Raw genomic sequence first — 22625 nt, 5'->3', positions numbered from 1 at the left:
CTTCAAAAAAGGCTATTGCTGTTTCTTAATGAAACTATAATTTCCAAGTATGTATGACTTATTTTTTATGATTTTTTTAAGCTTTCTTTTATGCAACACCTTCAATTCATAAACCAAAGGTTATGATGCTTGTTGCGAGCTAGAAACAGGCCTAATTTTGTACTATTATTAATCTTTAAATCAAATAGTATGAAAAAGAGAAATTTAAAATCATTACGATTAAACAAGGAGTCAATTTCTAACATTACAGCTATTTTAGGAGGTAGACCGCCCAAAACACACACGTGTGATAGTTTGTCAGATGTGAGCCGAACAGGAACATGTCATCCAACAGCAAGTGAACATGCTTGTTAGTTTTTTTTAGTTGAGTAACAAGTTAAGTTAGGTAAGGTCGGAGTTCGTTCCGGCCTTTTTAATAGTATATCGTTTCGTTTTAAAAAATATTAGAATTGTTCAATTCAGAATAATCTATTATTTTTAAAATCTTAAAACTGTATATCCCATGATTATTTTCAATGCAGGTGCTATTATGGCTACCTTACTCGCTGCACTTTTATCTCTTCCTTTTTATGGTATTTATTATTTTGGTGGCATGAACGAAGAAATGCTTATTATTTGTGCTAGTTGGATGGTGATGGTAGCTTCTTTTATTGTTAGAGAAGGGCGATTATTTTTTATTCCGATGTGGCTACTGAGTATTCCGTTACCTTTTGTAATTACGTATATGGCATACCAATGGACAGGAATTGGTGTGACTTTTGGAATTTTTATTGGCTTCATTCTTTTAATTGTTGGATTTTCATATATGTCTGAAAAGAAACGCTTGAAAAATTTACGATCAGAGAAAATAGAATTTCCAGATCGTGAAGAAGATGCAGAAGTGTATTGGCAAGGAGTAAAAGATAAATTTTTCTTACCCTCATATTTAAAAATAACACCTGAAATTGCACGTTTTAACATCAGAGTTGCAGAAGCATTGGAAAAACAAGAAATTGAATTGACAACGCTTGAAGCCTTTAAAACCGAAATGAGCAAAGCAGGATCAAAACGTAAAAAGATAGATCCTACTGCGCAAAAGAATCTTACCGAAGAAATTGATCAAAAAATTACCGAACTGCAAGAAGCCAAAGAGTTATTGGAAAAGGTTTCAGGGTAAGTTTTAAATATTGTAACTAAGTACATGTAAATATGACTTATAACTAAATATTAAAATTTTATAGTATGAAAAAAAAGAATCTTAAATTATTAAAACTTGCAAAAATGTCTGTCTCTAATTTGAGCAATTCAGTTAAAGGTGGAACGTATGGAACTTCTACTTTTTGCTCAATTGAGCGCTGTGGAGAAGGCGACAATACAAACATATTTGTCTGCGCACCTGGCACCCAAACTTGCGTAAGTGAATGCTGTCCAAACCCAGCCTCTAATATGGATTGTCCAATATCAGTAAGTTGTCCACCTAATCCAGAACTCACGTTCTAGACATCAGCATATTAAAGTAACTTACTTTGATTCGCTCTTAAGGCTTTTCAATATCAAAACTTCTTAAAAAAGGGAATATATGAATTATAGTTACTGCAAAACTAGTATTAGATCCCGTTCTTCAACGGGATTAGTAAAACTCAATTTTTAGTATTGAGTTTTACTAAAAAAAGCTGCCCTAATTCAACAAAAGGCAGCTTTTAAACTAAGTCACTAAACTAACTTAAATAAACACTTATTTTTATATATTATAAACACACATTGCAATCAGCTTCTAGTGTAAATAGTGTAGAAACTTGATTTGGATTTAGTGCAATGTTGTACATGCGTATATCGTCTAAATGACCTTCAAAGCCATTTCCTAGTATGTAATTTAGTAATGGTGTACTTCCAATATCAATGGCAGCGTTGATGTCTGCATTTCGTTGGATACCATCTCTGTATAATCGTACGGTATTGTTGTCATCAACTGTGAGCACTAAATGATGCCAGTTGGTGGTGTCAGTTGGTAAATTGGCATCCATATTCCAAGGATCATCCCATAAACCGTAGCCAGAATCTGCATCACTAAATACGGGCGTATTTAAATCGAATACACTGATTTGAAAACCTTCACTGATAGAACTTCCTTTTTGGAATAAGATTTCATAGTTTGATGGATTGGTATTTTGCATTTTAAACCACAGACTTACCGAAAACGCATCGCCTTGCACAATTTGATTTGTTGTGGTAATAGGAATTTCAACCGTTTCATTTCCGTTAAATCCAATAGCACAACTTGAATTTCCTGCTCTGTCAGATACATAAGTATAGTTTCCTGTTCCTTCCCAATTACTTACCAAATCTTTGGTTTCGTTGGCAAACGGCATGTATAAAATTAAGTTGTCCGTTAACGGAGTGGTATTGCTTGTGCAACATTCTTCTATGGAAATTGTAATTATATAGATTTCATATGTTCCAGCAGCATCTTCAATACGTAAATACAAGGTTTCTACCGAACTCGTATTGGTATATGACACAGGAATCAATGCATTTTGATTGGTATCTGCGTCAATTTGTGATAAGTGAAATGAAAAGTTAAAAGATTGTGTACATGGAACCGTGGCAATGAAGAGTTCTTCTAAATTCATGTCTACAAAACCGTCAAATGGATTTTCTTCATCACATATTGTCGTTTGTAAATTAGCGAAACATTCAAAAGGTGTATTGTTTTCGCAACTTTTTTGCAATGTTAATTGTTGATTATTGTTATGCAATTGTATTTCTTCCGAAGTACATTGGTCAATAATCCAAGTGCCATTAATTGTTGTAACTGCAGAAGCTACATTGCTAATATTTAAGACTAAATTTCCTTGCGCCGTTGTAATTTCCCAGTTTCCTTCATACACTACACTACTTGTTGGATCTTGTGAAAAGGTAAACGATCCGTCAGCATTGAAATAAAATTCATAGTCAAATTGTGTATTTCCGTTTAAGCTTGAAATTCGCCAAAAACAATCCAGCAAATTTTCTGTTATTTGAGCTATTGTACAATCTGTATCATTATAATTATTGTCGTCATCTTCATCACAACTATTTACAGCAGCATTTATTGCTGTTTCTAATGCTGAATTACTATTGACCGTAATTACCGTTCCATCTGCCTGCACCAAACTAATTGGATAATTGATACTTGCGACTGTTCCGCTAGAAAGTGTTCCTAAGAAATAGAACAAAGTTTCGTCATCAGTAATCGTTTGTGTTTCGATGACTTCAAAGTTGGTGTCAAAAATGGCAATGCTAAACGGATATTGAAAATCAATACATTCAATATCAATATCAGGCTGATTTGGTCCAGAACAGTTGACTATTTCCGTTTCTAATTGTTCTTGATTTTCAATGATTATTTCTGAATAATCGCTTAAAATAATTGTAATTGGATACGTAATTGCAACAGTATTGTCATTTGATTGGTTCAACAATTGAACAATTTGAGCATAGTCATTGCTATTAGTTACAGTTACAGTTGTTCCGTTCACGGAAACCGTCACAGGCAAATTGACTAAGAAACAGTTTGCGTTATCAATGAAGTTATCTGTAGAACCATCAAGCAACGCCATACGTTCCATGAGTTGTGGTAACATCGTATTAGCAACCAGCGTTTCAGAAGTATCAGGCGTCGTGGTTTCTAATCGTTCTTCCTGACATGAAGTGAAACAGAGACTTATCGCGAGAAGCGAAAAAACAAATTGCAAATACGTTATTTTAGTGATTTTAATCATATACATTAGTACTATTCGGGCATTTTAAAACACAATTTTATGTAGGTATGCTACTAATGAAACAACTTCAGATGCAAAATTCCCACCTTTATAAATTAAAAAATTTATGTTTACTTTTAGCGTCAAATTAACCACCATTCATGCCAACATCATTACACGAAAATATTTGTAACGAAGGTTTGTTTTCTAAAATTTTCAAGAAACATTACCAAAGTCTGCATGCATATTTGTACTACAAGTTTGGCGATTATTTGAATCCTGAAGATAAAGCGCAAGAAGCTTTTACCAAGTTGTGGCAAAATTGTGGTAAAGTGAAACCCGAAAAAGCAAAAAGCTACCTGTTTACGATTGGCAATAATATGATGCTAAATGAAGTAAAACATCATAAAGTAGTATTGCAACATCGACAAATAAAACCTAAATCGCATACGAATGAGAATCCTGAATTTTTAATGCAGGAACAAGAATATTTGCAAAAGTTACAACGCGCTATTGCAAATTTGACCGAATCGGAACGTACAGCTTTTTTGATGAATAGAATTGAAGGAAAACGACATAAAGAAATTGCTGAAATATTGGGCATTTCTTCAAAAGCAGTAGAAAAACGGATTTATAGAGCGTTGAGTAAATTGCGGGAAGAGATTCATGAGTTATAAATTATGAATTGTTAGATGTTAGATGTTAGATGTTAGATGTTAGATGTTAGATGTTAGATGTTAGATGTTAGATGTTAGATGTTAGATGTTAGATGTTAGATGTTAGATGTTAGATGTTAGATGTTAGATGTTAGATGTTAGATGTTAGATGTTAGATGTTAGATGTTAGATGTTAGATGTTAGATGTTAGATGTTAGATGTTAGATGTTAGATGTTAGATGTTAGATGTTAGATGTTAGATGTTAGATGTTAGATGTTAGATGTTAGATGTTAGATGTTAGATGTTAGATGTTAGATGTTAGATGTTAGATGTTAGATGTTAGATGTTAGATGTTAGATGTTAGATGTTAGATGTTAGATGTTAGATGTTAGATGTTAGATGTTAGATGTTAGATGTTAGATGTTAGATGTTAGATGTTAGATGTTAGATGTTAGATGTTAGATGTTAGATGTTAGATGTTAGATGTTAGATGTTAGATGTTAGATGTTAGATGTTAGATGTTAGATGTTAGATGTTAGATGTTAGATGTTAGATGTTAGATGTTAGATGTTAGATGTTAGATGTTAGATGGAAATTAAATATTCTAGCGTCATTTCGAGTGATTTTTTTGCAAAAAAATTGTATCTAGAAATAACAGTTTTATTGCTAATAAAAATATAGGACAACGTAAAAAATTAAAAAAAGTATATTTACAGTAAAAATAGGGGAATTTTAAACTATTGGTTGTTATATAGATAAGAAACGATTATGACACGAGAAGAATTACTACAGAAATGGCTAGATCACTCGTTGACTCCTAAAGAGTTGGAAGCTTTTAAAAAGCTAGAAGATTATGAGGAATTGACAAAGATGAACGCTGCCCTACAGTATTTTAAAGCGCCCGACGTTGATGTTGAGGCGGCTTATAATGCGATACAAACACCAAAACAAAAAGAAGCACCGAAATCTACTTCGTGGTTCAAACCTTTGTTGCGCATTGCGGCTATTTTAGCTATTGGATTTGGTACGTATGTATATACCACCAGTTCCAATCCGACTACTATAGAAACTGAAATTGCAGCAAAAACTTCTGTTAAATTACCTGATACTTCTGCGGTGCAACTAAATGCGGTTTCAAGTTTAGTTTATAATGAAGATTCTTGGGATGAAAATAGAGAAGTCAACTTAACAGGAGAAGCGTATTTTAAAGTTGCAAAAGGTGCTACTTTTAGCGTGGTTACGGATGCGGGAATTGTAACTGTTTTAGGAACAGAATTCAATGTAAAACAACGTAAAAACCTCTTCGAAGTCTTTTGCTATGAAGGTTCTGTAAAGGTACATCACAAGAATACAAATATTGTTCTAAAACCAGGACAACGCTTTTTAATACTCGATGGGAAACAAATTCACAATGAAAAAGAAATGCTAAAAGAACCTTCATGGATTCGCAATGAAAGTTCTTTTAAAAGCTTACCTTTACGAGAAGTTATTCAAGAATTTGAACGACAGTATAATGTAACAATCGATGCCAGCAACGTAGATACTGCGCAAATAGTTACTTGCGGTTTCACGCATACCAATATGGATATGGCTTTGCAATCGATCACGATACCATCACAACTGAAGTATCAAAAAAACCAAAACACGATTATTTTAAAACGTGACTAAAAAACGTGTAGTAACCGTATTCACTTTTCTCTGCTTCTTTCTTATTTTTCAGCTAGTTAACGCACAGAAAAATCAAGAGAACACTATATTACTGTCTAAATTACTGCCCAGTATAGAAAAAGAATATGATGTCGTTTTTTCATATGTCGATGCGTTTATTGAGAATGTGTATGTAACTCCCCAAAAAAACACTACTTCACTTGAAGCCATTCTAAAGAGTTTTGAAGCGGAAACCAATTTGCGTTTTACCTTGATTAATGGCCGATATATTGCAATTACGGTGTTTACAGAACAAATTCAGGAGTTAGACGAAATTTACTTAACAGAATATATTGCATCTGGAATTTCCACCAATAGAACAGGACAAATTACCGTAAAACCTAAAGATTTTAGTATTCTTCCAGGCGTTACGGAACCTGATGTTTTATTGACAATTCAGGCACTTCCAGGTATTTCTAGTAGTAACGAAACGGTTTCTAATATCAATATTCGTGGTGGAACAAATGATCAAAATATTTTATTGTGGGATGATATTAAAATGTATCAATCGGGTCATTTTTTCGGCCTAATTTCTGCCTTTAATCCGTATTTTTTAGACAAAATTACAGTCACTAAAAATGGAACAAGCGCAAAGTATGGCGATGGCGTTTCTGGGATGATTCAAATGCAATTAGATGCACATCCAAATGATTCTTTGCAAGCTGGCGCTGGATTGAACTTGATTCATGCGGATGGTTTTGCTAAAATTCAACTCAACAAAAAAATGGAAGTACAAGTTTCGGCGCGTCGTTCTATTACCGATTTGGTTGAAACACCAACGTATACGGTATATTTTGATCGAATTTTTCAAGATACAGACATCACAAATAACACTCAACAAACCAATAGTACCGTAACCACAAATAGAGATTTTTATTTCTATGACATGAGTACAAAGTTGATCTATGATATTTCTAAAAAAGACAATTTACAACTGAGTTTCCTGACTATTTTTAACGATTTGAGTTATACCGAAGAAGGTTTGTTTAATAATCGGGTTCAAACCGTAAATAGTGGCATTACACAACGAAATTTAGCCGCAGGTCTGACGTACAATCGGGAATGGTCATCTTCGTTTTCTACGCAAGTGCAATTGTATTCTTCCAATTACAATTTGGAAGCGACCAACTTTGATATTACCAACAATCAACGCCTATTTCAGGAAAATGATTTGGCAGATAGCGCTCTTAAATTTCACACAAAATATCGCATCAATGAAAACTTTACTACGCAAAATGGATATCAATTTTCAGAGATTGGTATTACGAATATTCAAGATGTAAGCAATCCACAATTTCGAAGCGATCGTAAAGATGTCATGCGAAATCATGCTGTATATTCAGAGTTAAATTATATTTCGGACAGTTACCGAACGATGATCAATGTTGGAATTCGCGGTAATCATTATGGAGAGATTGACGTATTTCGTTTTGAACCGCGTTTGAATTTTAGACAACAATTTTCAAATTATTTTAGTGTATTGGTCTTGGGCGAATATAAAAGTCAAGCTATTTCACAAATTATAGATTTACAGAATGATTTTTTAGGGATTGAAAAACGTCGTTGGACGCTGGCAAACGGAACTTCTGTGCCACTTATTAGAAGTAAACAAGCTTCCGTTGGCATACAATACACAAAAAACAACTTGCTCATTAGCGCAGAAGCCTATATTAAAGAAGTGGATGGCATTACGACACGAAGTCAAGGATTTCAAAATCAGTTTCAATTTGTGAATGCCGTGGGAAGTTACACTACCAAAGGAATTGATGTGTTAGTTAATAAAAAATGGCACGATTTCAATACGTGGATGAGTTATTCGTTTAGTACCAATAATTATGAATTTATGTCGTTGAATAATGGCGAACATTTTCCGAATAACTTAGACATTACGCACAATTTGACACTTGGCGGCACTTATTCTTGGAAAGCATTTGAGTTCTCTTTAGGAACATATTATCGTTCTGGAATACCGACAACTTCTATTGGAAATCCTTCTGTTATTAGTGGAGATATTAATTACAATTCGCCAAATTCGGAAAATTTAGATGATTATTTTAGAACGGATTTTTCCGCGACGTATCGCTTGACACTTTCAAAAAAGAAAAAGATCAATGCTAAAATTGGATGCGCTGTTTGGAACGTATTTGATCAGCAAAATGTATTGAACGAATATTATAATTTAGATAACGAAGTTATTTCTCAAGTTCAAAATCGTGCATTGGGCATTACGCCAAATTTGAGTTTTCGGGTGGATTTTTAAGCTTTATATTCTTTTTTATCTAATCCTTAGCCTTCACATAACAAATAGGTCATCTTCTTAATTTGTGTTAAAAAAATGATAAGCAACTTTGATCTTTAATTATATTATTATAGTTTTAAAATACATGGGAACAACTATTGGAATTTTAGGATTTATCACTATTATCATTGCTATTATATGTTTTAAATACAGTTTTTTTTCAAAACCAAAAGAAGAAGAAATAGTAGAAGTAGCAGAAGAAACTGATCCTTTAGAAACACAATTTAAAGCAACTCAAAAGCTATCGGAAGAAGTTCAACTAGACATCGAAAACTATATTGTAAAAGCGAATGCTGCCAATAAACTTCTGTTTAAAGATATGACATTTAGTAATTATCTAGCGCACATGAAGGAAACGCATGATGAAAATTTATCTGACAGTTTATATGAAAGATTGCGTAATTTAGAATTGACTAAAAGCAATACCGTTTTCCTTATTAAAAGCCTTGAATTCCAATTTTCTGCTTTACAGCAAATGAAAACTAAAGTGCAGTTATTAAACCTATTATATTCAAGAAAAATAGCGCTTACAAAAAAACAAAATTTAGCCTTACGCCAAGTTTGAGTTTTCGAATGATTTTTTGATAAATGACTATTGATTCATTTATTTTTTATTCAATTCTTTCAGTATAATTTCAATTGCTTTATCTAGTTGTGGCATTTCATTCTCCAAACGCTGCTTAAAATTTTCACCAACATATACATCTGGCGCAACTCCGCTCATTTCTAAATCTTTCCCATCTAAGGTATAACATCCCCAAGTTGGCAATCGATATGAAGAACCATCGACTAATGATTTACTGGTTGTAAAAATAATCCAACGATAAGTTTCAGTACCTACAATGGTTCCAATTTTTAATTCTTTAAAACCAGCAGCCGTCATTTCTGCATCCGATAACGATTGTTCATTGATGAGTAACACAATTGGTTTGTCACCGTAATTAAAGTTAGATTGACTTGTTAATTTTCCCTCTCTATATTTCCAGTTTAGGTATTGTTTTTGTCGCAAGAAATTCAATACTGCATCATGTACATTTCCTCCTGTATTCCAACGTAAATCTAAAATTAAACCTTCTTTATACGCTTCATCACTAATTAAATCTTGATAGAATTTGGTCAACTCTCGTCTTCCCATATCTTTCATACACACATACGCAATTTTATTGTTAGACTTTTTATCTACATGTGCCTGATTTTGATCTTGCCATTCGTCAATCAATAAGTCTTTAAGTCCCCAAAAAGATATTGCATGTATATTTACCTTAAATTCTTTGTTGTTACGGCTGAATGTTAATTGTAATTCCTCATTAAATTTTGGATTGGCAAAATACTGTTCTCTGTTAGATTTTTCATTTATTCGTTTGCCATTTACGGCAACTAATTTATCGCCTTTCTTAAGATCTTTATTTTTGATATCAGTTGGTCCTTCTGTAACAATTCTTTCTACGACAAACGGATTTTCGGTATTGAAAATAATTCCTGTCTCTGATGTACGTGTCCCGTGATAGGTTTCTTCTTCTTTTCCAGACGATCGAAACCCAGAATGAGATGTATTTAACTCGCCCAACATATCGTTAAAGATTAATCTTAAATTTGCTCTGCTAGACACATACGGTAAATATGTAGCATATTGATCTCTTAATTTTTGCCAGTTTTCTCCGTGGAAATTTTCATCATAATAATTCTCTTCCATTCCTGCCCAAGCTTCATAATACATTTGATCAAATTCATTTGACAACGATTTATGAAAGCGATAATCAATTGTTACGGGTTGTAGCTTGTTGGCTTTTAAATCTACCGTACTTATATTTCCACCTGATAATATAAAGTGTTTTTTTCCAACAGAGTTAAATTGATAGCCATTTATTGTCTTATCACTTAATTTCACTGTTTTATTGTTTTCAAAAGGCGCTAAAGTTGTTTTCCACAACTTTCTTTTCCCTTGATCATGATTTGATACATACAATACATGCGTTTTCTCTCCATCATTTACAACAGTGATACTATGTTGATTACCAAATTGCGGACTGACTAAGGTTAACCGATCCATCAATCCTTTTTCGTTGATTGCCACGATAACTTCTTCCTTTTTCTTGGTGGTTTTTTTATCTTTTCCGTCTTTCTCGTCTTTTTCTTTTTTCTTTTCCTCTTTAAAAAGCGCGTTTATTTTATCAATTTTAAATGGTTTTTCATATTTGTCTAAAGCCATTTTATATACTTTAGAGTTTCCACTTCCACCACTAGGAAAGCTCGGCGCTGTTCTTTCAGAAGATAAATAGATGTATTTTCCATCTGCAGACCAAATTGGTTCACGTTCGGAAACTTTGGTTTTTGTCAGATTGATTGATTTTTTTGAAGCTATGTTGTACACAAAAATATCTGCTTCAAAATCTCTGTATGCAGTGTATGAAATATACTTTCCATCAGGAGAAAATTGTGGATTTGAATTGTAAAATCCCCACAATTCATCTGTCACTATCAATTCACTTTTAAAAGTTTCTAAATCTAGAATATAGATGTCGTTTCTCCCTCGCAAATACACACCTTTGGTTTTGTCTGCATTAAACGTAATTTGCCTATTGTTTTGTGTATTTTTTGTAAGTTGTTTTGTTTCAAATTTACTAGTTACGCTTGTTACAAACCAATTGTAATATCCTTTGTCTGATTGAGAAAACAGCAGCGAATTGTTGTCCTTTAGCCATTTTACTTCCTTGACAGCTTCTAATGAATTGGTTGGTATTTCTTTGACAAATTTGCCTTTTACATCAGAGACAAATAATTTTCCTCTCGCAACAAATGCCATCTTTTTTCCATCAGAAGAAACATCGAAAAAAGTGATTGCACCTTTGACTGTATACGACTCTTCTTTTTCGAGTGTAGAATTGTTACTGATGTTAATTTTCAGCTTTTTAGTCGTTTTATTGGCTACATCATATACAAACAATTGATAGTCTTTTCGGAACACTATTTTTTCACCATTCGCGCTTACTTTTGGCCACATAATTGACGTAGAAAAATTGGTCAATTGTGTGGAAGTTCCGTTTTCTAGTTTGTATAAATTGTACTCACCATTTCCGCTGTCTGATTGAAAATAGATATTTCCAGCAGCATCGATAGTTGTTGCAAAATCTTTTCCTCTGTAGGTTGTATGCTGTGTGTATTTTTTTGTTTGTTGATTGTATGATTTTATATCAGGATTGTAATCGCCTTTGTATCTTTTTCTATTGGCATCAAATGAAGCTTCACTTGATTCGTTAAAGTAAATATCGTTTGTTTTTGGATGCTGTACCACGTTGTGAACTCTGTTAAAATAGTGTCCAAAGGTTCTTTTGGGTGTTCCGCCATTTATAGCTATTGTATAGTTTGTTTCCAAATTGTACCTGTTTGAGGTAAAATTGATGGTTGTACTGTCCCAACTCCAAGAAGACATCATATCATCCGCTTGATGAAACGTTAGTTGTGTAATTTTTCCGCCTTTTAGCGGCATTATATACACATCATTATTTCCGTATTGATAGCTTGAAAACGCCAACCATTTTCCATCAGGAGAAACACTCGGATTTGTTTCAACGCCTTGCATGGCAGTTATTCTGTACGCTTCTCCTCCATCTGAAGAAACTTTCCACAAATCGCCTTCGTAACTAAATATGACTGCTTTTGCATCGGGTGTTAGTGTTGGTTTTAAGGTAAAATGAGCAGTGTCATCGGTTTGCTGTTGTCCATGAACAATGGATATAACTACAAAAACGAGAAGAAAGAATATTTTTTTATGCATAACTAAAAGACATATTATTTTTGATTGATGAATCAGGTTTTGACGTTCGTTTCTAAATAGTATTTATAAAACGTTCAATCAGCCCTAGAAGCAACTAAGATATGAACTTAAATTTTATTTTTAAATACGAGTGAGATGCTACTTTTATCTAGATGCAGAAACTTTTCTAATATAAAAATCGCTTACACTGACATTTGCATGCCTGCGGAAGCGATTTAAGCGTATATTTTTATATAAATTACATTCGTTCAGGAACTTGAATTCCCAACAATCCAAATGCTAATTTGATCGTGTCTCCCACTTTTTTAGACAATTGTACTCTGAATACTTTTTTAGCTTCGTTTTCTTCTCCTAAGATGTAAATATTTTGGAAGAATGAATTGTACAGTTTTACCAAATCATAGGTGTAGTTAGCAATGACTGCTGGACTTTGATTGTTTGCTGCCAACTGAATTGCCGCAGGATATCCTTGTAATTGTTTTAGAATTTCTTTTTCACGAATGTCAATTTCGATATCGGTAATTTCTGCGGAATAATCAAAATCAGCTTTGCGCAAAATTGATTGAATTCGCGCATACGTATATTGAATGAAAGGTCCTGTATTTCCTGCAAAATCAATGGATTCTTTCGGATCAAATAAGATTCGTTTTTTAGGATCTACTTTTAAGATGAAATACTTCAACGCTCCCATTCCGATTACTTTGTAGAGTTCTTCTTTTTCTTCGTCTGTATAGCCTTCTAGCTTTCCTAATTCTTGTGAAATTTCTTTGGCGGTTGCTGCCATTTCCACCATTAAATCGTCTGCATCTACAACAGTTCCTTCACGACTTTTCATTTTTCCGCTTGGTAAATCTACCATTCCGTAGGATAAGTGATGTAAGTTTTTAGACCAGTTGAATCCTAGCTTTTTTAAGATTAAGAACAATACTTTAAAGTGATAATCTTGCTCGTTTCCAACCGTGTAAATCATTCCGCCAATATCTGGATAATCTTTTACACGCTGAATTGCCGTTCCGATGTCTTGTGTCATGTACACTGCCGTTCCATCAGCTCGCAATACAATTTTTTCATCTAAGCCTTCATCTGTCAAATCGCACCAAACCGAACCATCTTCTTTTGCATAGAAAACACCACTTTCTAATCCTTCTTTTACAAAGTCTTTTCCTAATAAATATGTGTCACTTTCATAATACAACGCATCAAAATCAACACCTAAGTTTGTATAAGTAGTTGCAAAACCATCATACACCCATTGGTTCATTTTTTTCCAAAGCGCCACCACTGCATCGTCTCCAGCTTCCCATTTACGCAACATTTCTTGTGCTTCAAGTAATATTGGCGCTTGCTTTTTTGCATCTTCTTCTGATATTCCATTGGCAATTAACTGTGCAATTTCTTCTTTATAGGCTTTGTCAAAAGCTACATAGTAGTTTCCGACTAATTTATCGCCTTTTAATCCTGTTGAAGTTGGTGTTTCGCCGTTTCCAAAACGTTGCCAAGCCAACATGGATTTACAGATATGAATTCCACGATCGTTGATGATCTGTGTTTTGTATACTTTTTTTCCAGAAGCTTTGATAATTTCTGCAACACTATAGCCCAATAAGTTGTTTCGAATGTGTCCTAAATGCAACGGTTTGTTGGTATTAGGCGAAGAATATTCAACCATGACAGCACTATCATCTTTAGCAGGCGTTTCGTGTCCAAATGATGTATTATTGGTAATATTTGCAAAGAAATTTAGGTAATATGAATCGTCAATAACTAAATTCAAAAATCCTTTTACCACATTAAAACGACTTACTTCAGCAACATGTTTTTCTAAATATTGCCCAAGTTCTTCTCCCAATTGTGCAGGATTCATCTTTTTAACGCGTAACATTGGAAACGTCACTACGGTGATGTCTCCTTCAAAATCTTTTCGTGTTGCTTGAAATTCTACAGTGTCTAAGGTAGCGCTGTATAAGGTTTCAAATGCTTCTTTGACTTTTGCCGATAATACGTCTTGAATATTCATTACTCCTAAAAATTAAGGTGCAAAGATATCAATTATTGATTAGGTATCACGAAAGTTGTTAGAGATAATTGAGATTTACAAAATAGTAAGATCTTCTAGTGTTTTGTTGTCTAAAACGGCCAACATATTATCGCGTACTTCTAACATGAGTTGATGCAATCCGCATTTGGTTTCATCAGGACAATCATCACATTTTTCGTAGAAATTTAGACTCACACACGGCAACATTGCTATCGGACCTTCTAAAATGCGAATAAGCGATGCAACTTTTATTTCACTTGGAGTTTTAATTAAGTAATAGCCGCCGCCTTTTCCTTTTTTGGAACCGAGCAAACCATTGTTTTTGAGTTGTAGTAAAATTGCCTCTAGGAACTTTTTAGAAATATTTTCTTCCGTAGCAATTTCTGAGATCAACACAGGCAATTCGTCTCCTTTGCGTGCGATGTAGGTTAATGCTTTGAGTCCGTATTTAGTCTTTTTAGAAAGCATATTTTTATTTTTCAGATAATGGTAACGTTTCGAGGCATTCCAATCTAGTGCATAAAAGTAAATGGTTGTTTGTTAAAAACAAAAGTATTCGTCAATTATCTATATTTTACGAAGTATTATTGCCAATATTTAGCATATATTTCATTTTTTTCACACTTTTTCTATACGACTATCAACATTCAATTTTTAAAAGTACCGATGTAAGCTTTTCATCTGTAACATTCTGATTATGTGTCCTTTTATTTTAGTACATTAGCCACCGATTCTATTACAAACTCATAAACATTGACATGAAAAAATTAATATTTGCGCTACTATTATTACCAGTTTTAGCATTTGGTCAGAAAATTAAGATCAAGAAAAATAAAATTCTTTTTGACAAGAAAGAAGTTGCCATTTTTGAAGATGGAGATTCAAGAGATAAATATACATTTAAGTATTTATCGGGCGAAAAAGCATTTGATGCACATTATAAAGCAATTTCAGTTTCTTCAATTCAAGATCATCAATATGTAGAAATGACTTCTGCTGATGGACAAAAAACGGAGATTCCGTATGAAATTTTACAAACTTCATTTAGCTCAAAAAAAATTATCATCCGTTTGTTGAGTCAGAAATACAATTTGATTGATGCTAACGGAATTAATAAAGAAAATGTAGCTGCCTTTTTTGCAGAAGATCGTGAAATTATTAGTGAAAAGTTTGCAAAAGCAGCAGCAGCGGCAAAACTTGAAGATGATAAACGCAAGGAAACTGTTGGACGCTACAAACCGTATGTAAAACCAAATGGAACAATTACGTTTGGCGGCGCTACAGGAACTAAAATTGTTGGAAAAGTATTTTATTCTGCTTCTGATAAGTCGTATGGAATTTCAGATTTAGACGGAATTAGAGTTGCCACGGCAAAAGAATCGCGCAAAGTAGGTTCTACAGCAGCCGTTGTAACAACATATACAGACGAAACGTTTGATTTTGATGAAGGTTCTAAGACGATGTTTACCAATCGTTTTTCTAGAACTTTTGGGCAGATTTTCGTTGAAGAAATGGTAGGTCGCGGTTATGTATTTGGTCGTCAGGCGAAGAAATACCAAAGTGATTTACGCAAAGAAAAAGTAAAAATTGCCAAAGAAAATAGTGTTAATTTATACGGAGTTCTAGGAAGTATTACCGATAAAAAAGGTAAAACCTATACGGGAACAGTGTATGTTATTTTTGAAAAGTTAGTGATTGAACCAGGACAGCAAGTTGCTGGTTTGCACGATATGAATTCTATTGATAATTATGGAAAGTCAATTAGTATTCGCTATAAAAATGACAAAGGTCGCACACGTATTAAAAAGTTTTCTGCGAAAGACGGAATTTCATTTACAGCTACTGACGAAGGTGTTGAGAAATCTTTTTATGGTATGAAAACGAAAGGAAATGCCATGAAAAAGTTGACAAATGCATCAAATTTTGGATTCAATAATTCGTATTTCTATGAGATGTTGTATGAAGAAAACGGAAATATGTTATTGACAAAACCTGGCGAAGAAGGAACGTATGTTATTAAAGTGAACGATCAGAAAGTTGGTTTTATGATTGACGATCGTAATAACGAAAAGATTTCCAAAGCAATGGCAAAGTACTTATCTAAGTGTAAACAAGTCGCTACTGATTTAAAAGAAGGCGAGTTTGATGTAAAGAATGAAGAAAATCTGAAACAAATTATTCAAGAATATACTGATTGTAAATAGCCTGAAAGCTTGAATGATTCAACTATAAAAAAGCCTGAGAAGTGAATTTCTCAGGCTTTTATTATTATACTACTAAATTTTATTTCATTACGCAAAGCTAAACTTGACTCAACTTCACATCATACTTGACTTACTGTTATGAAATTCTGAGTCGAGCTTAGAATGACCATTTTCTATTCACTATAATGATTTCAAATTATTGCTTTGGCAAGAAAACCTCAGCCATCATACAACGCGCGCTTCCTCCACCACAAGCTTCAATAGTATCTAAAGAACTTGATACGATCTTGCAATGTTTTTCAATGGCTTTTAGCTGACTTTCTGTTAATGATTTGTGTGCGGCATCACTCATGATTAAGAAACGTTCATCATTGGCTCCTTTTACTTGCAACATGTTTCCTGCAAAGTTATTGACTTGCTTTTCAGTGATGGTTATGATTTCTTTTCCATCTGCTTTGAGATGTTTTTTGACGTTTTCACGTTCTTTTTTGTCATCGATACATTCCAAACAAATGACTGCAAAGTTTTCTGCCAAACACATCATTACATTGGTATGATAGATAGCTTCGCGTTTCCCGTTTACCGTTTGATTTGCTGTAAAAATTACAGGCATATATTCAAAATCTTCACAGAATTCTATGAATAATTCTTCATCAGCTCTTGGCGATAACGCACAGTATGCTTTACTGTTGACTCTATCTAGCAATAAACTTCCTGTGCCTTCTAAAAAAATGTCTTCGTCTTCTGCTGACGTATAATCTATAACATTCTCAATGTGAAAACCTAATTTTTCGAGTTCCACTAAAATGTCTTCTCTACGTTCTTGACGACGATTTTCAGCATACATTGGATATAAACCAACATTTCCATTTTCATGAAAAGAAATCCAGTTGTTTGGAAAAATAGAATCTGGTGTATCTGGTTCTTTGGTATCTTGAATTACAACTACATTGACGCCAATTGCTTTTAACTTTTCCACATATGCATCAAATTCTGCTACTGCTCTCGCTTGTACTGTTTCTGGCAATAAGCCATCTAATACTTTTTGATAGTAATTGTTTACCGCCGTTTGTTCGTTCATACGAAACGCAACCGGACGTACCATAAGGATCGTATTGGTGATTTGTTGCATTTTGTTAGCCTTGCTTTTAGTGTTTTTATTGTTGCGCTAAAATTACATAAAAACTAAAATAATGTTCATTTTTTTTCGATTTTTTCAATGAAAGCCCATTCAAATTATGAAGTTCTTAAATAAGTTGCTGATTTACAGGTTGTTTTTTATTTAAAAGATATCGGAATTACAGTTGGTACGTCCAACCTACATGATATGCAAATCCTTGAAATACATTTCTTCCTGAGATTGTGTATGAAGGTGCAATGTAAATTCCTGATTTGCTTGATAGTGGAAAATGATAAGTGCCGCCAATTTTATGAAAACCAACGCCTAATTCTCTAAAGTTTTGTGGAGCTGGCGTGCCACGATAATCAATTCCGCCAAAAGCGTATTGGAAATCATACCAAAAATCGAAGTAACTTTTGGCACTTGCTTTTCCAAATTTTACGTTGAACGGAAAGCTATTCGGTACTTCTTCAAATTTGAAAGAGAATCCTGTTTGAACGTTTGCAAACCAGCCTGACTTTTTTTGATAGTGAAGCAACGCGCGTGTTTCAAGTATTTTGGCACGCTGACCTAAATCGTTTAATCCGCCAACATCGTAATTGCTTACATTGAATGAAAATCCTGTTGCAATAGAGAATTCAAATTTGTCTGTTGCACGCTGCTTTGTAAACGCTAAGTATTTGAGAAATAGTTGTGCATCTTGCAATCCGCTTTGATCGTCACTGACTAAATATGGTAATGAAGCTTGGACATTTAATCGATTATTGATTCCGTAAATTCCAAAGACTGAAACGCTGTATAAGTTCCGACTCAGATCACTTTTTTCTCTTCCGATGAAGTAGTTTTTAGAGTCTTCAAAACCTGCGCCAACGACAAGTGTTGTGTTTCCTTTTTCATTGTAAAATCCGCTAATAGCGCCTTGTGCAAATCCGTTATAGGAGTTACAGAAAATGATGAAGCAAATAGCTTTGATGAGATGTTTCCACATACCTAATGTTTTGGTTTTAGTCTGTGGTGCTTTGAGAAACTTACTTAGTTTGCATGAATTTAATTTTACGGACTGTAAAACATCAAGCAATTCTAGTATTTTTTAGTTATCGTATTTTATAAAATGAATTATGCTCTTATTAATGGCATGGTACTACAACGCAATAAACCTTCTTGCTTGGCAATTTCTGCATACGGAACTTTTTCAACAGTAAATCCTTGTGCTTCAAACCATGTGTTTAGACGTGTAAAGTTTTGCTCTGAAATGACAACTTCTGGAGAAATAGAAAATATGTTACTGTTCATATTGTACATTTCGTCTTTGCTGATTTCGAAGATATTTTCCTTCCCAAAGAAATCTACTAACCATTGATATTCGTCTTCAACTAAGAATCCATTTTTATGCAAGATGGCTTTATTGGTGCCAATAGGTTGAAAACAGCAGTCTAAGTGCAATGCATTTTCTTTTGGATCTGTATTCGATTTCCGAAGCTCGAATGATTTAACGGTTTTGTTTGGAAATAATTCTTGCAATGCAATTACCGCATCAATGTTTGTACGCGCTGTGATGTAGTCTGGATAGTCTTCACCTGAATATGTGCCAACAAATATATAATCGCCCCAAGGCATAACATCGCCACCTTCTACATGTACTTCTTCAGGTAAGGTAATGATGTTTTCTGGATGGATTTGATCAATTACGTGCTGAATAGCCTCAATTTCACGTTCACGATCTGGTAGTATATTCGATTTTATAAATTTGTCTTCGATGACAAAAGCGATATCTCTTGAGAATATTTGATTGTAATCTTGAATAATTTTCGGTCGAAAGACTTGTACGTTGTATTTTTCAAAAACTGCGGCAACGGCTTCCATTTCAGGAATCATGTCTTTTTCTAAAGGATATGTTCCTGCAATCACATGTTGTTTTGATTTTGGGTCATAACAGTCTTCAGCTTTTGGCGTAGGCCCGCAACTTTCGGCAGTTCCTAGTACAACTGCTTTTAATTGAGAAGTTTCATCGTTTACGTAAAGTTCTAACATACATTCGGGATCTATAGTAAAAAAGCTTCATAGATGTTTAGATCCATGAAGCTTTTGTGTGTTATTCTGTGTTTTATCTATCAGAGATATTCTTGAAATTTCTATGATTTTCTCCAACGTATACTTGACGTGGACGTCCAATTGGTTCTTTGCGTAAGCGCATTTCTCTCCATTGTGAAATCCATCCTGGCAAACGTCCTAATGCAAACATTACGGTAAACATTTCTGTTGGAATTCCCATTGCTCGGTAGATGATTCCTGAGTAGAAATCTACATTTGGATATAATTTTCTATCTACAAAATACGAATCTTGTAATGCTTCTTGTTCTAAACCTTTTGCGATGTCTAAGATTGGATCTTCCACACCTAAGTCGCCCAATACCTCATCGGCAGCAACTTTGATGATGGTAGCTCTTGGATCGAAGTTTTTGTAAACTCTGTGTCCAAATCCCATTAAACGGAAAGGATCGCTTTTATCTTTTGCTTTCGCCATGTATTTTTTAGTGTCTCCACCATCTTGACGAATTCCTTCTAACATTTCTAATACAGCTTGGTTTGCTCCTCCGTGCAATGGTCCCCAAAGTGCTGAAATTCCAGCAGCTAAGGAAGCAAATAATCCTGCATGTGACGAACCTACGATACGAACTGTAGACGTTGAACAGTTTTGCTCGTGATCTGCATGTAAGATAAGTAGTTTGTCTAGTGCATTTACTACAATTGGATTTAGCGAGTATTCTTCATTTGGCTGTTTGAACATCATTTTTAGTACGTTTTCTACGTATCCTAATGATGAATCGCCGTAGTCTAACGGTAATCCTTGTTTTTTGCGCATTGTCCAAGCGACTAACACTGGAAATTTTCCAAGTATTTTTACGATAGCTTTGTACATATCTTCTTCCGAATCAACATTTACAGAAGAAGGATTGAATGCTGTTAGTGCATTTGTTAACGAAGCTAACACGCCCATTGGATGTGCAGATTTTGGAAATGCATCTAATATTTTTTTCACGTCATCATCAACAACAGATTCTTTTTTGATGTCTTTGTGAAATTTTTCTAATTGTTCAGAAGTTGGCAACTCTCCAAAAATAAGTAAGTAAGCAACTTCTAGGAAGTCTGCTTTTTCAGCTAAGTCTTCTATAGCGTATCCTCTGTAACGAAGCACACCTTTTTCTCCATCTAAAAATGTAATGGCACTCTCGCAAGAGCCTGTATTTTTGTATCCTGGATCAATTGTGATGACGCCACCTGTTGCGCCTCTTAATTTTTTGATATCAATAGCAATTTCATTTTCCGTTCCTTTGATTATTGGGAACTCATGTTTCTCACCATTGACTTCTAACGTAGCTATATTATCTGACATATTTTTAGTAGAATTTTTATTTATTTATCTGGTTTGCTAAATTACGAAATAAGTCGCGATTTATGAAAGGACTTTACAAAGGATTTAACAATTAAGATATCATAAAAATTTATGATGAAAATAAATACTATTAATACTAAAAAAAGCTGCTGTTTTATAATGTATTTCGACCGCTATTTAAGTTGTTTTTTGATAGCTTTTTACGGAGTTTTTAATGTGTTGAATTTATTTTTATTTTTTAGCTCACTACTCATTTTCGGGTAATTGCTCTGAGATTTGAAATGTACTAAAGTTTAGGAAGTTTCCTGGATGTGCCAATATGTTTTGTAATATGAATGGCGTATCGGGATTTGTACCTGTGTACTGTATGCTTCCATCCATGTTGACATCATTTGTATCGTACCCAGAAACAATGAAGGTTGGAAAGTTTAGAAAGTTATCAGGATCATTGAGCACCGTAGAGAGAATGGTTGGCACATCTGGATTGGTTCCAGAGTATTGCACTACGTTATCTCCATTTACATTTCCGCACCACATGGCTACGACATCAATTGGCATTCCGAAAGTAGCTTGTGCATTTGAACCATACGTTATTTGGTTGGCACGATCTGTAAAATCTACCACAAGAACTGTACTAGATAATGATACCGCGATGTCCGACATGACACTTAAGTGATTTCTATGCTTTATTACGATGTAATAGTCATTTGGTGCTTGATTGAAACTAACAGGCGTTGTAGTATTGTCAGCAAGTGCTTCTACAATATCGCCATCACGTTGTAACAGCGCAGATTTTCCATCAATGATGTTTGTAGGATCTGTAGCGTCTCTGAGTTCTATCCAAATCCAATCGACAATTTTATCCTGTTCTGTAGCAATATATACAGGATCGGTTGCAACAATTGCAGTGGCATCAGCGTATGGACTTACTGTTAAAATATGATTGTTATCTTTTAAGTCTGTTCGCATAAAACCATCTGTATTGTCGAGCATAGCTCCTTGCAAATATACTTTTGCAGCTACTTGAATAGGATTTCCACAGTATTCACTGAAACTTGTAGTCGATTCAATTAGCGTCCAATTGGTGGTACTATACGCGGCATCATCTACTTGAATACAGAATAAATCTACATTACCAAGTGTGATGAATGTTGTAACATTGGTATTGTTTCCGTTTTTAACGTTTAAGGCAACTAGTGCCGTATTATCCGCGATTAGTGAGTTTAGATTTGTGTTTTGACTTAGATCTACTTCGCCTAAAAAGTTTAATCCACAGTTTAAGATTTCTAATCCAGCAAAGTCTTCTATTCCTGTAAGGTCAAAAATACCAAGGTTACGAATGTTTAAGTCATTTACTGTGTTGATGTTACTCGTTGTTACATAATCGTCTAATGCTGTATCTAAACCTAAATCGATGAGTGCTTGCTCAAAGTTATCATCAGGCACATAGGTTTGCCCTGGAATTAAGTTTGTAGATACACAGATATCAAATGTCGTGTTTGCATTTGCCACATGCGAGTATACTTGTATGTAATATGTATTTCCTACAGTTAAACCTGTTGCTGTATCTTCTAATGCATCTGTACAATAAATAGCATCTGTAATGTTTCCACATGTATACGCTTGAGCATCAATAACAGCATGCCAAAGAAAATTAGGCGAACCTATTAGATTTTGTAGTTTAATTTCATGTGTTGTTTCAGTAGCAACAA

The 22625-nt window shown here is 34.1% G+C and carries 17 protein-coding genes; 7 read left to right on the top strand and 10 right to left on the bottom strand.

The window, feature by feature from the left end:
• Nucleotides 1–189: 189 nt before the first annotated feature.
• Nucleotides 190–354, top strand: a complete 165-nt coding sequence (locus AA089_RS24940; RefSeq protein ID WP_156169094.1) for a hypothetical protein — start codon at nt 190–192, stop codon at nt 352–354.
• A 148-nt stretch (nt 355–502) separates the two neighbouring features.
• Complete coding sequence (locus tag AA089_RS17705) at nt 503–1156, top strand: hypothetical protein (RefSeq protein WP_046758324.1); 654 nt, start codon at nt 503–505, stop codon at nt 1154–1156.
• 58 nt (nt 1157–1214) lie between these two features.
• Here the strand turns inward: AA089_RS17705 and AA089_RS17700 are convergent, their stop codons facing one another.
• Together AA089_RS17700 and AA089_RS23855 are read right to left on the bottom strand one after the other, a co-directional pair.
• Nucleotides 1215–1472: a hypothetical protein gene (locus AA089_RS17700; RefSeq protein ID WP_046758323.1), complete on the bottom strand. Its 258-nt coding sequence runs from the start codon at nt 1470–1472 to the stop codon at nt 1215–1217.
• A gap of 255 nt (nt 1473–1727) precedes the next feature.
• Complete coding sequence (locus AA089_RS23855; RefSeq protein WP_053002537.1) at nt 1728–3740, bottom strand: LamG domain-containing protein; 2013 nt, start codon at nt 3738–3740, stop codon at nt 1728–1730.
• A 140-nt stretch (nt 3741–3880) separates the two neighbouring features.
• On the opposite strand from AA089_RS23855, the gene AA089_RS17690 reads away from it, so the two are divergent.
• The 4 genes from AA089_RS17690 to AA089_RS17675 all read left to right on the top strand — a co-directional run bounded on the left by AA089_RS17690 (nt 3881) and on the right by AA089_RS17675 (nt 8947).
• Nucleotides 3881–4396 (top strand): RNA polymerase sigma factor, encoded by a 516-nt coding sequence (locus tag AA089_RS17690; protein ID WP_046758322.1) that lies wholly within the window; start codon nt 3881–3883, stop codon nt 4394–4396.
• Between the two features lie 748 nt (nt 4397–5144).
• Nucleotides 5145–6044 (top strand): FecR family protein, encoded by a 900-nt coding sequence (locus AA089_RS17685; protein WP_046758321.1) that lies wholly within the window; start codon nt 5145–5147, stop codon nt 6042–6044.
• Nucleotides 6037–8343 carry a TonB-dependent receptor plug domain-containing protein gene (locus AA089_RS17680; RefSeq protein ID WP_046758320.1) on the top strand — a complete coding sequence of 769 codons (2307 nt, stop codon included), beginning with the start codon at nt 6037–6039 and terminating at the stop codon, nt 8341–8343. Before AA089_RS17685 ends, AA089_RS17680 begins: the two co-directional genes overlap by 8 nt.
• A gap of 124 nt (nt 8344–8467) precedes the next feature.
• A complete protein-coding gene (locus AA089_RS17675; RefSeq protein ID WP_046758319.1) occupies nt 8468–8947 on the top strand; it encodes a hypothetical protein in 480 nt (159 codons plus the stop codon).
• A gap of 39 nt (nt 8948–8986) precedes the next feature.
• On the opposite strand, the gene AA089_RS17670 is transcribed toward AA089_RS17675, so the two are convergent.
• From AA089_RS17670 to AA089_RS17660, 3 genes are all read right to left on the bottom strand, one after another.
• Nucleotides 8987–12157 carry a S41 family peptidase gene (locus AA089_RS17670; RefSeq protein ID WP_046758318.1) on the bottom strand — a complete coding sequence of 1057 codons (3171 nt, stop codon included), beginning with the start codon at nt 12155–12157 and terminating at the stop codon, nt 8987–8989.
• Nucleotides 12158–12395: 238 nt separating this feature from the next.
• The gene (gene argS, locus AA089_RS17665) at nt 12396–14174 is read right to left on the bottom strand and encodes an arginine--tRNA ligase (RefSeq protein ID WP_046758317.1); all 1779 of its coding nucleotides are present in this window, start codon (nt 14172–14174) and stop codon (nt 12396–12398) included.
• 75 nt (nt 14175–14249) lie between these two features.
• Nucleotides 14250–14663: an RrF2 family transcriptional regulator gene (locus AA089_RS17660; RefSeq protein ID WP_046758316.1), complete on the bottom strand. Its 414-nt coding sequence runs from the start codon at nt 14661–14663 to the stop codon at nt 14250–14252.
• Nucleotides 14664–14953: 290 nt separating this feature from the next.
• Here AA089_RS17660 and AA089_RS17655 point away from each other — a divergent pair, with 290 nt between their 5' ends.
• Nucleotides 14954–16399: a hypothetical protein gene (locus tag AA089_RS17655; protein WP_046758315.1), complete on the top strand. Its 1446-nt coding sequence runs from the start codon at nt 14954–14956 to the stop codon at nt 16397–16399.
• A gap of 196 nt (nt 16400–16595) precedes the next feature.
• On the opposite strand, the gene ctlX is transcribed toward AA089_RS17655, so the two are convergent.
• From ctlX to AA089_RS25215, 5 genes are all read right to left on the bottom strand, one after another.
• The gene (gene ctlX, locus AA089_RS17650; RefSeq protein ID WP_046758314.1) at nt 16596–17531 is read right to left on the bottom strand and encodes a citrulline utilization hydrolase CtlX; all 936 of its coding nucleotides are present in this window, start codon (nt 17529–17531) and stop codon (nt 16596–16598) included.
• Nucleotides 17532–17697: 166 nt separating this feature from the next.
• On the bottom strand, nt 17698–18507 hold the full coding sequence (locus tag AA089_RS17645; RefSeq protein ID WP_046758313.1) for a transporter: 810 nt from the start codon (nt 18505–18507) through the stop codon (nt 17698–17700).
• A 128-nt stretch (nt 18508–18635) separates the two neighbouring features.
• On the bottom strand, nt 18636–19550 hold the full coding sequence (locus AA089_RS17640) for a dimethylarginine dimethylaminohydrolase family protein (protein WP_046758312.1): 915 nt from the start codon (nt 19548–19550) through the stop codon (nt 18636–18638).
• A gap of 73 nt (nt 19551–19623) precedes the next feature.
• Nucleotides 19624–20913, bottom strand: a complete 1290-nt coding sequence (locus AA089_RS17635) for a citrate synthase (protein ID WP_046758311.1) — start codon at nt 20911–20913, stop codon at nt 19624–19626.
• 246 nt (nt 20914–21159) lie between these two features.
• Nucleotides 21160–22625 (bottom strand): hypothetical protein (locus AA089_RS25215; RefSeq protein WP_053002534.1); only part of this gene is annotated, 1466 nt, incomplete at its 5' end.

This window comes from Kordia jejudonensis (assembly GCF_001005315.1).
GTDB lineage: Bacteria > Bacteroidota > Bacteroidia > Flavobacteriales > Flavobacteriaceae > Kordia > Kordia jejudonensis.
The sequence above is the reverse complement of the archived record's forward strand: the minus strand, read 5'-3'. Positions and strand labels throughout refer to the sequence as shown.

What these genes read in the sequence shown, in the direction of transcription:
- AA089_RS17675 (WP_046758319.1), top strand. Translation starts at nt 8,468, where the DNA reads ATGGGAACAACTATTGGAATTTTAGGATTTATCACTATTATCATTGCT.
- AA089_RS17660 (WP_046758316.1), bottom strand. Translation starts at nt 14,663, where the DNA reads ATGCTTTCTAAAAAGACTAAATACGGACTCAAAGCATTAACCTACATC.
- AA089_RS24940 (WP_156169094.1), top strand. Translation starts at nt 190, where the DNA reads ATGAAAAAGAGAAATTTAAAATCATTACGATTAAACAAGGAGTCAATT.
- AA089_RS17635 (WP_046758311.1), bottom strand. Translation starts at nt 20,913, where the DNA reads ATGTCAGATAATATAGCTACGTTAGAAGTCAATGGTGAGAAACATGAG.
- AA089_RS17645 (WP_046758313.1), bottom strand. Translation starts at nt 18,507, where the DNA reads ATGTGGAAACATCTCATCAAAGCTATTTGCTTCATCATTTTCTGTAAC.
- argS (WP_046758317.1), bottom strand. Translation starts at nt 14,174, where the DNA reads ATGAATATTCAAGACGTATTATCGGCAAAAGTCAAAGAAGCATTTGAA.
- ctlX (WP_046758314.1), bottom strand. Translation starts at nt 17,531, where the DNA reads ATGCAACAAATCACCAATACGATCCTTATGGTACGTCCGGTTGCGTTT.
- AA089_RS17690 (WP_046758322.1), top strand. Translation starts at nt 3,881, where the DNA reads ATGCCAACATCATTACACGAAAATATTTGTAACGAAGGTTTGTTTTCT.
- AA089_RS23855 (WP_053002537.1), bottom strand. Translation starts at nt 3,740, where the DNA reads ATGATTAAAATCACTAAAATAACGTATTTGCAATTTGTTTTTTCGCTT.
- AA089_RS17655 (WP_046758315.1), top strand. Translation starts at nt 14,954, where the DNA reads ATGAAAAAATTAATATTTGCGCTACTATTATTACCAGTTTTAGCATTT.
- AA089_RS17685 (WP_046758321.1), top strand. Translation starts at nt 5,145, where the DNA reads ATGACACGAGAAGAATTACTACAGAAATGGCTAGATCACTCGTTGACT.
- AA089_RS17705 (WP_046758324.1), top strand. Translation starts at nt 503, where the DNA reads ATGATTATTTTCAATGCAGGTGCTATTATGGCTACCTTACTCGCTGCA.
- AA089_RS17640 (WP_046758312.1), bottom strand. Translation starts at nt 19,550, where the DNA reads ATGTTAGAACTTTACGTAAACGATGAAACTTCTCAATTAAAAGCAGTT.
- AA089_RS17670 (WP_046758318.1), bottom strand. Translation starts at nt 12,157, where the DNA reads ATGCATAAAAAAATATTCTTTCTTCTCGTTTTTGTAGTTATATCCATT.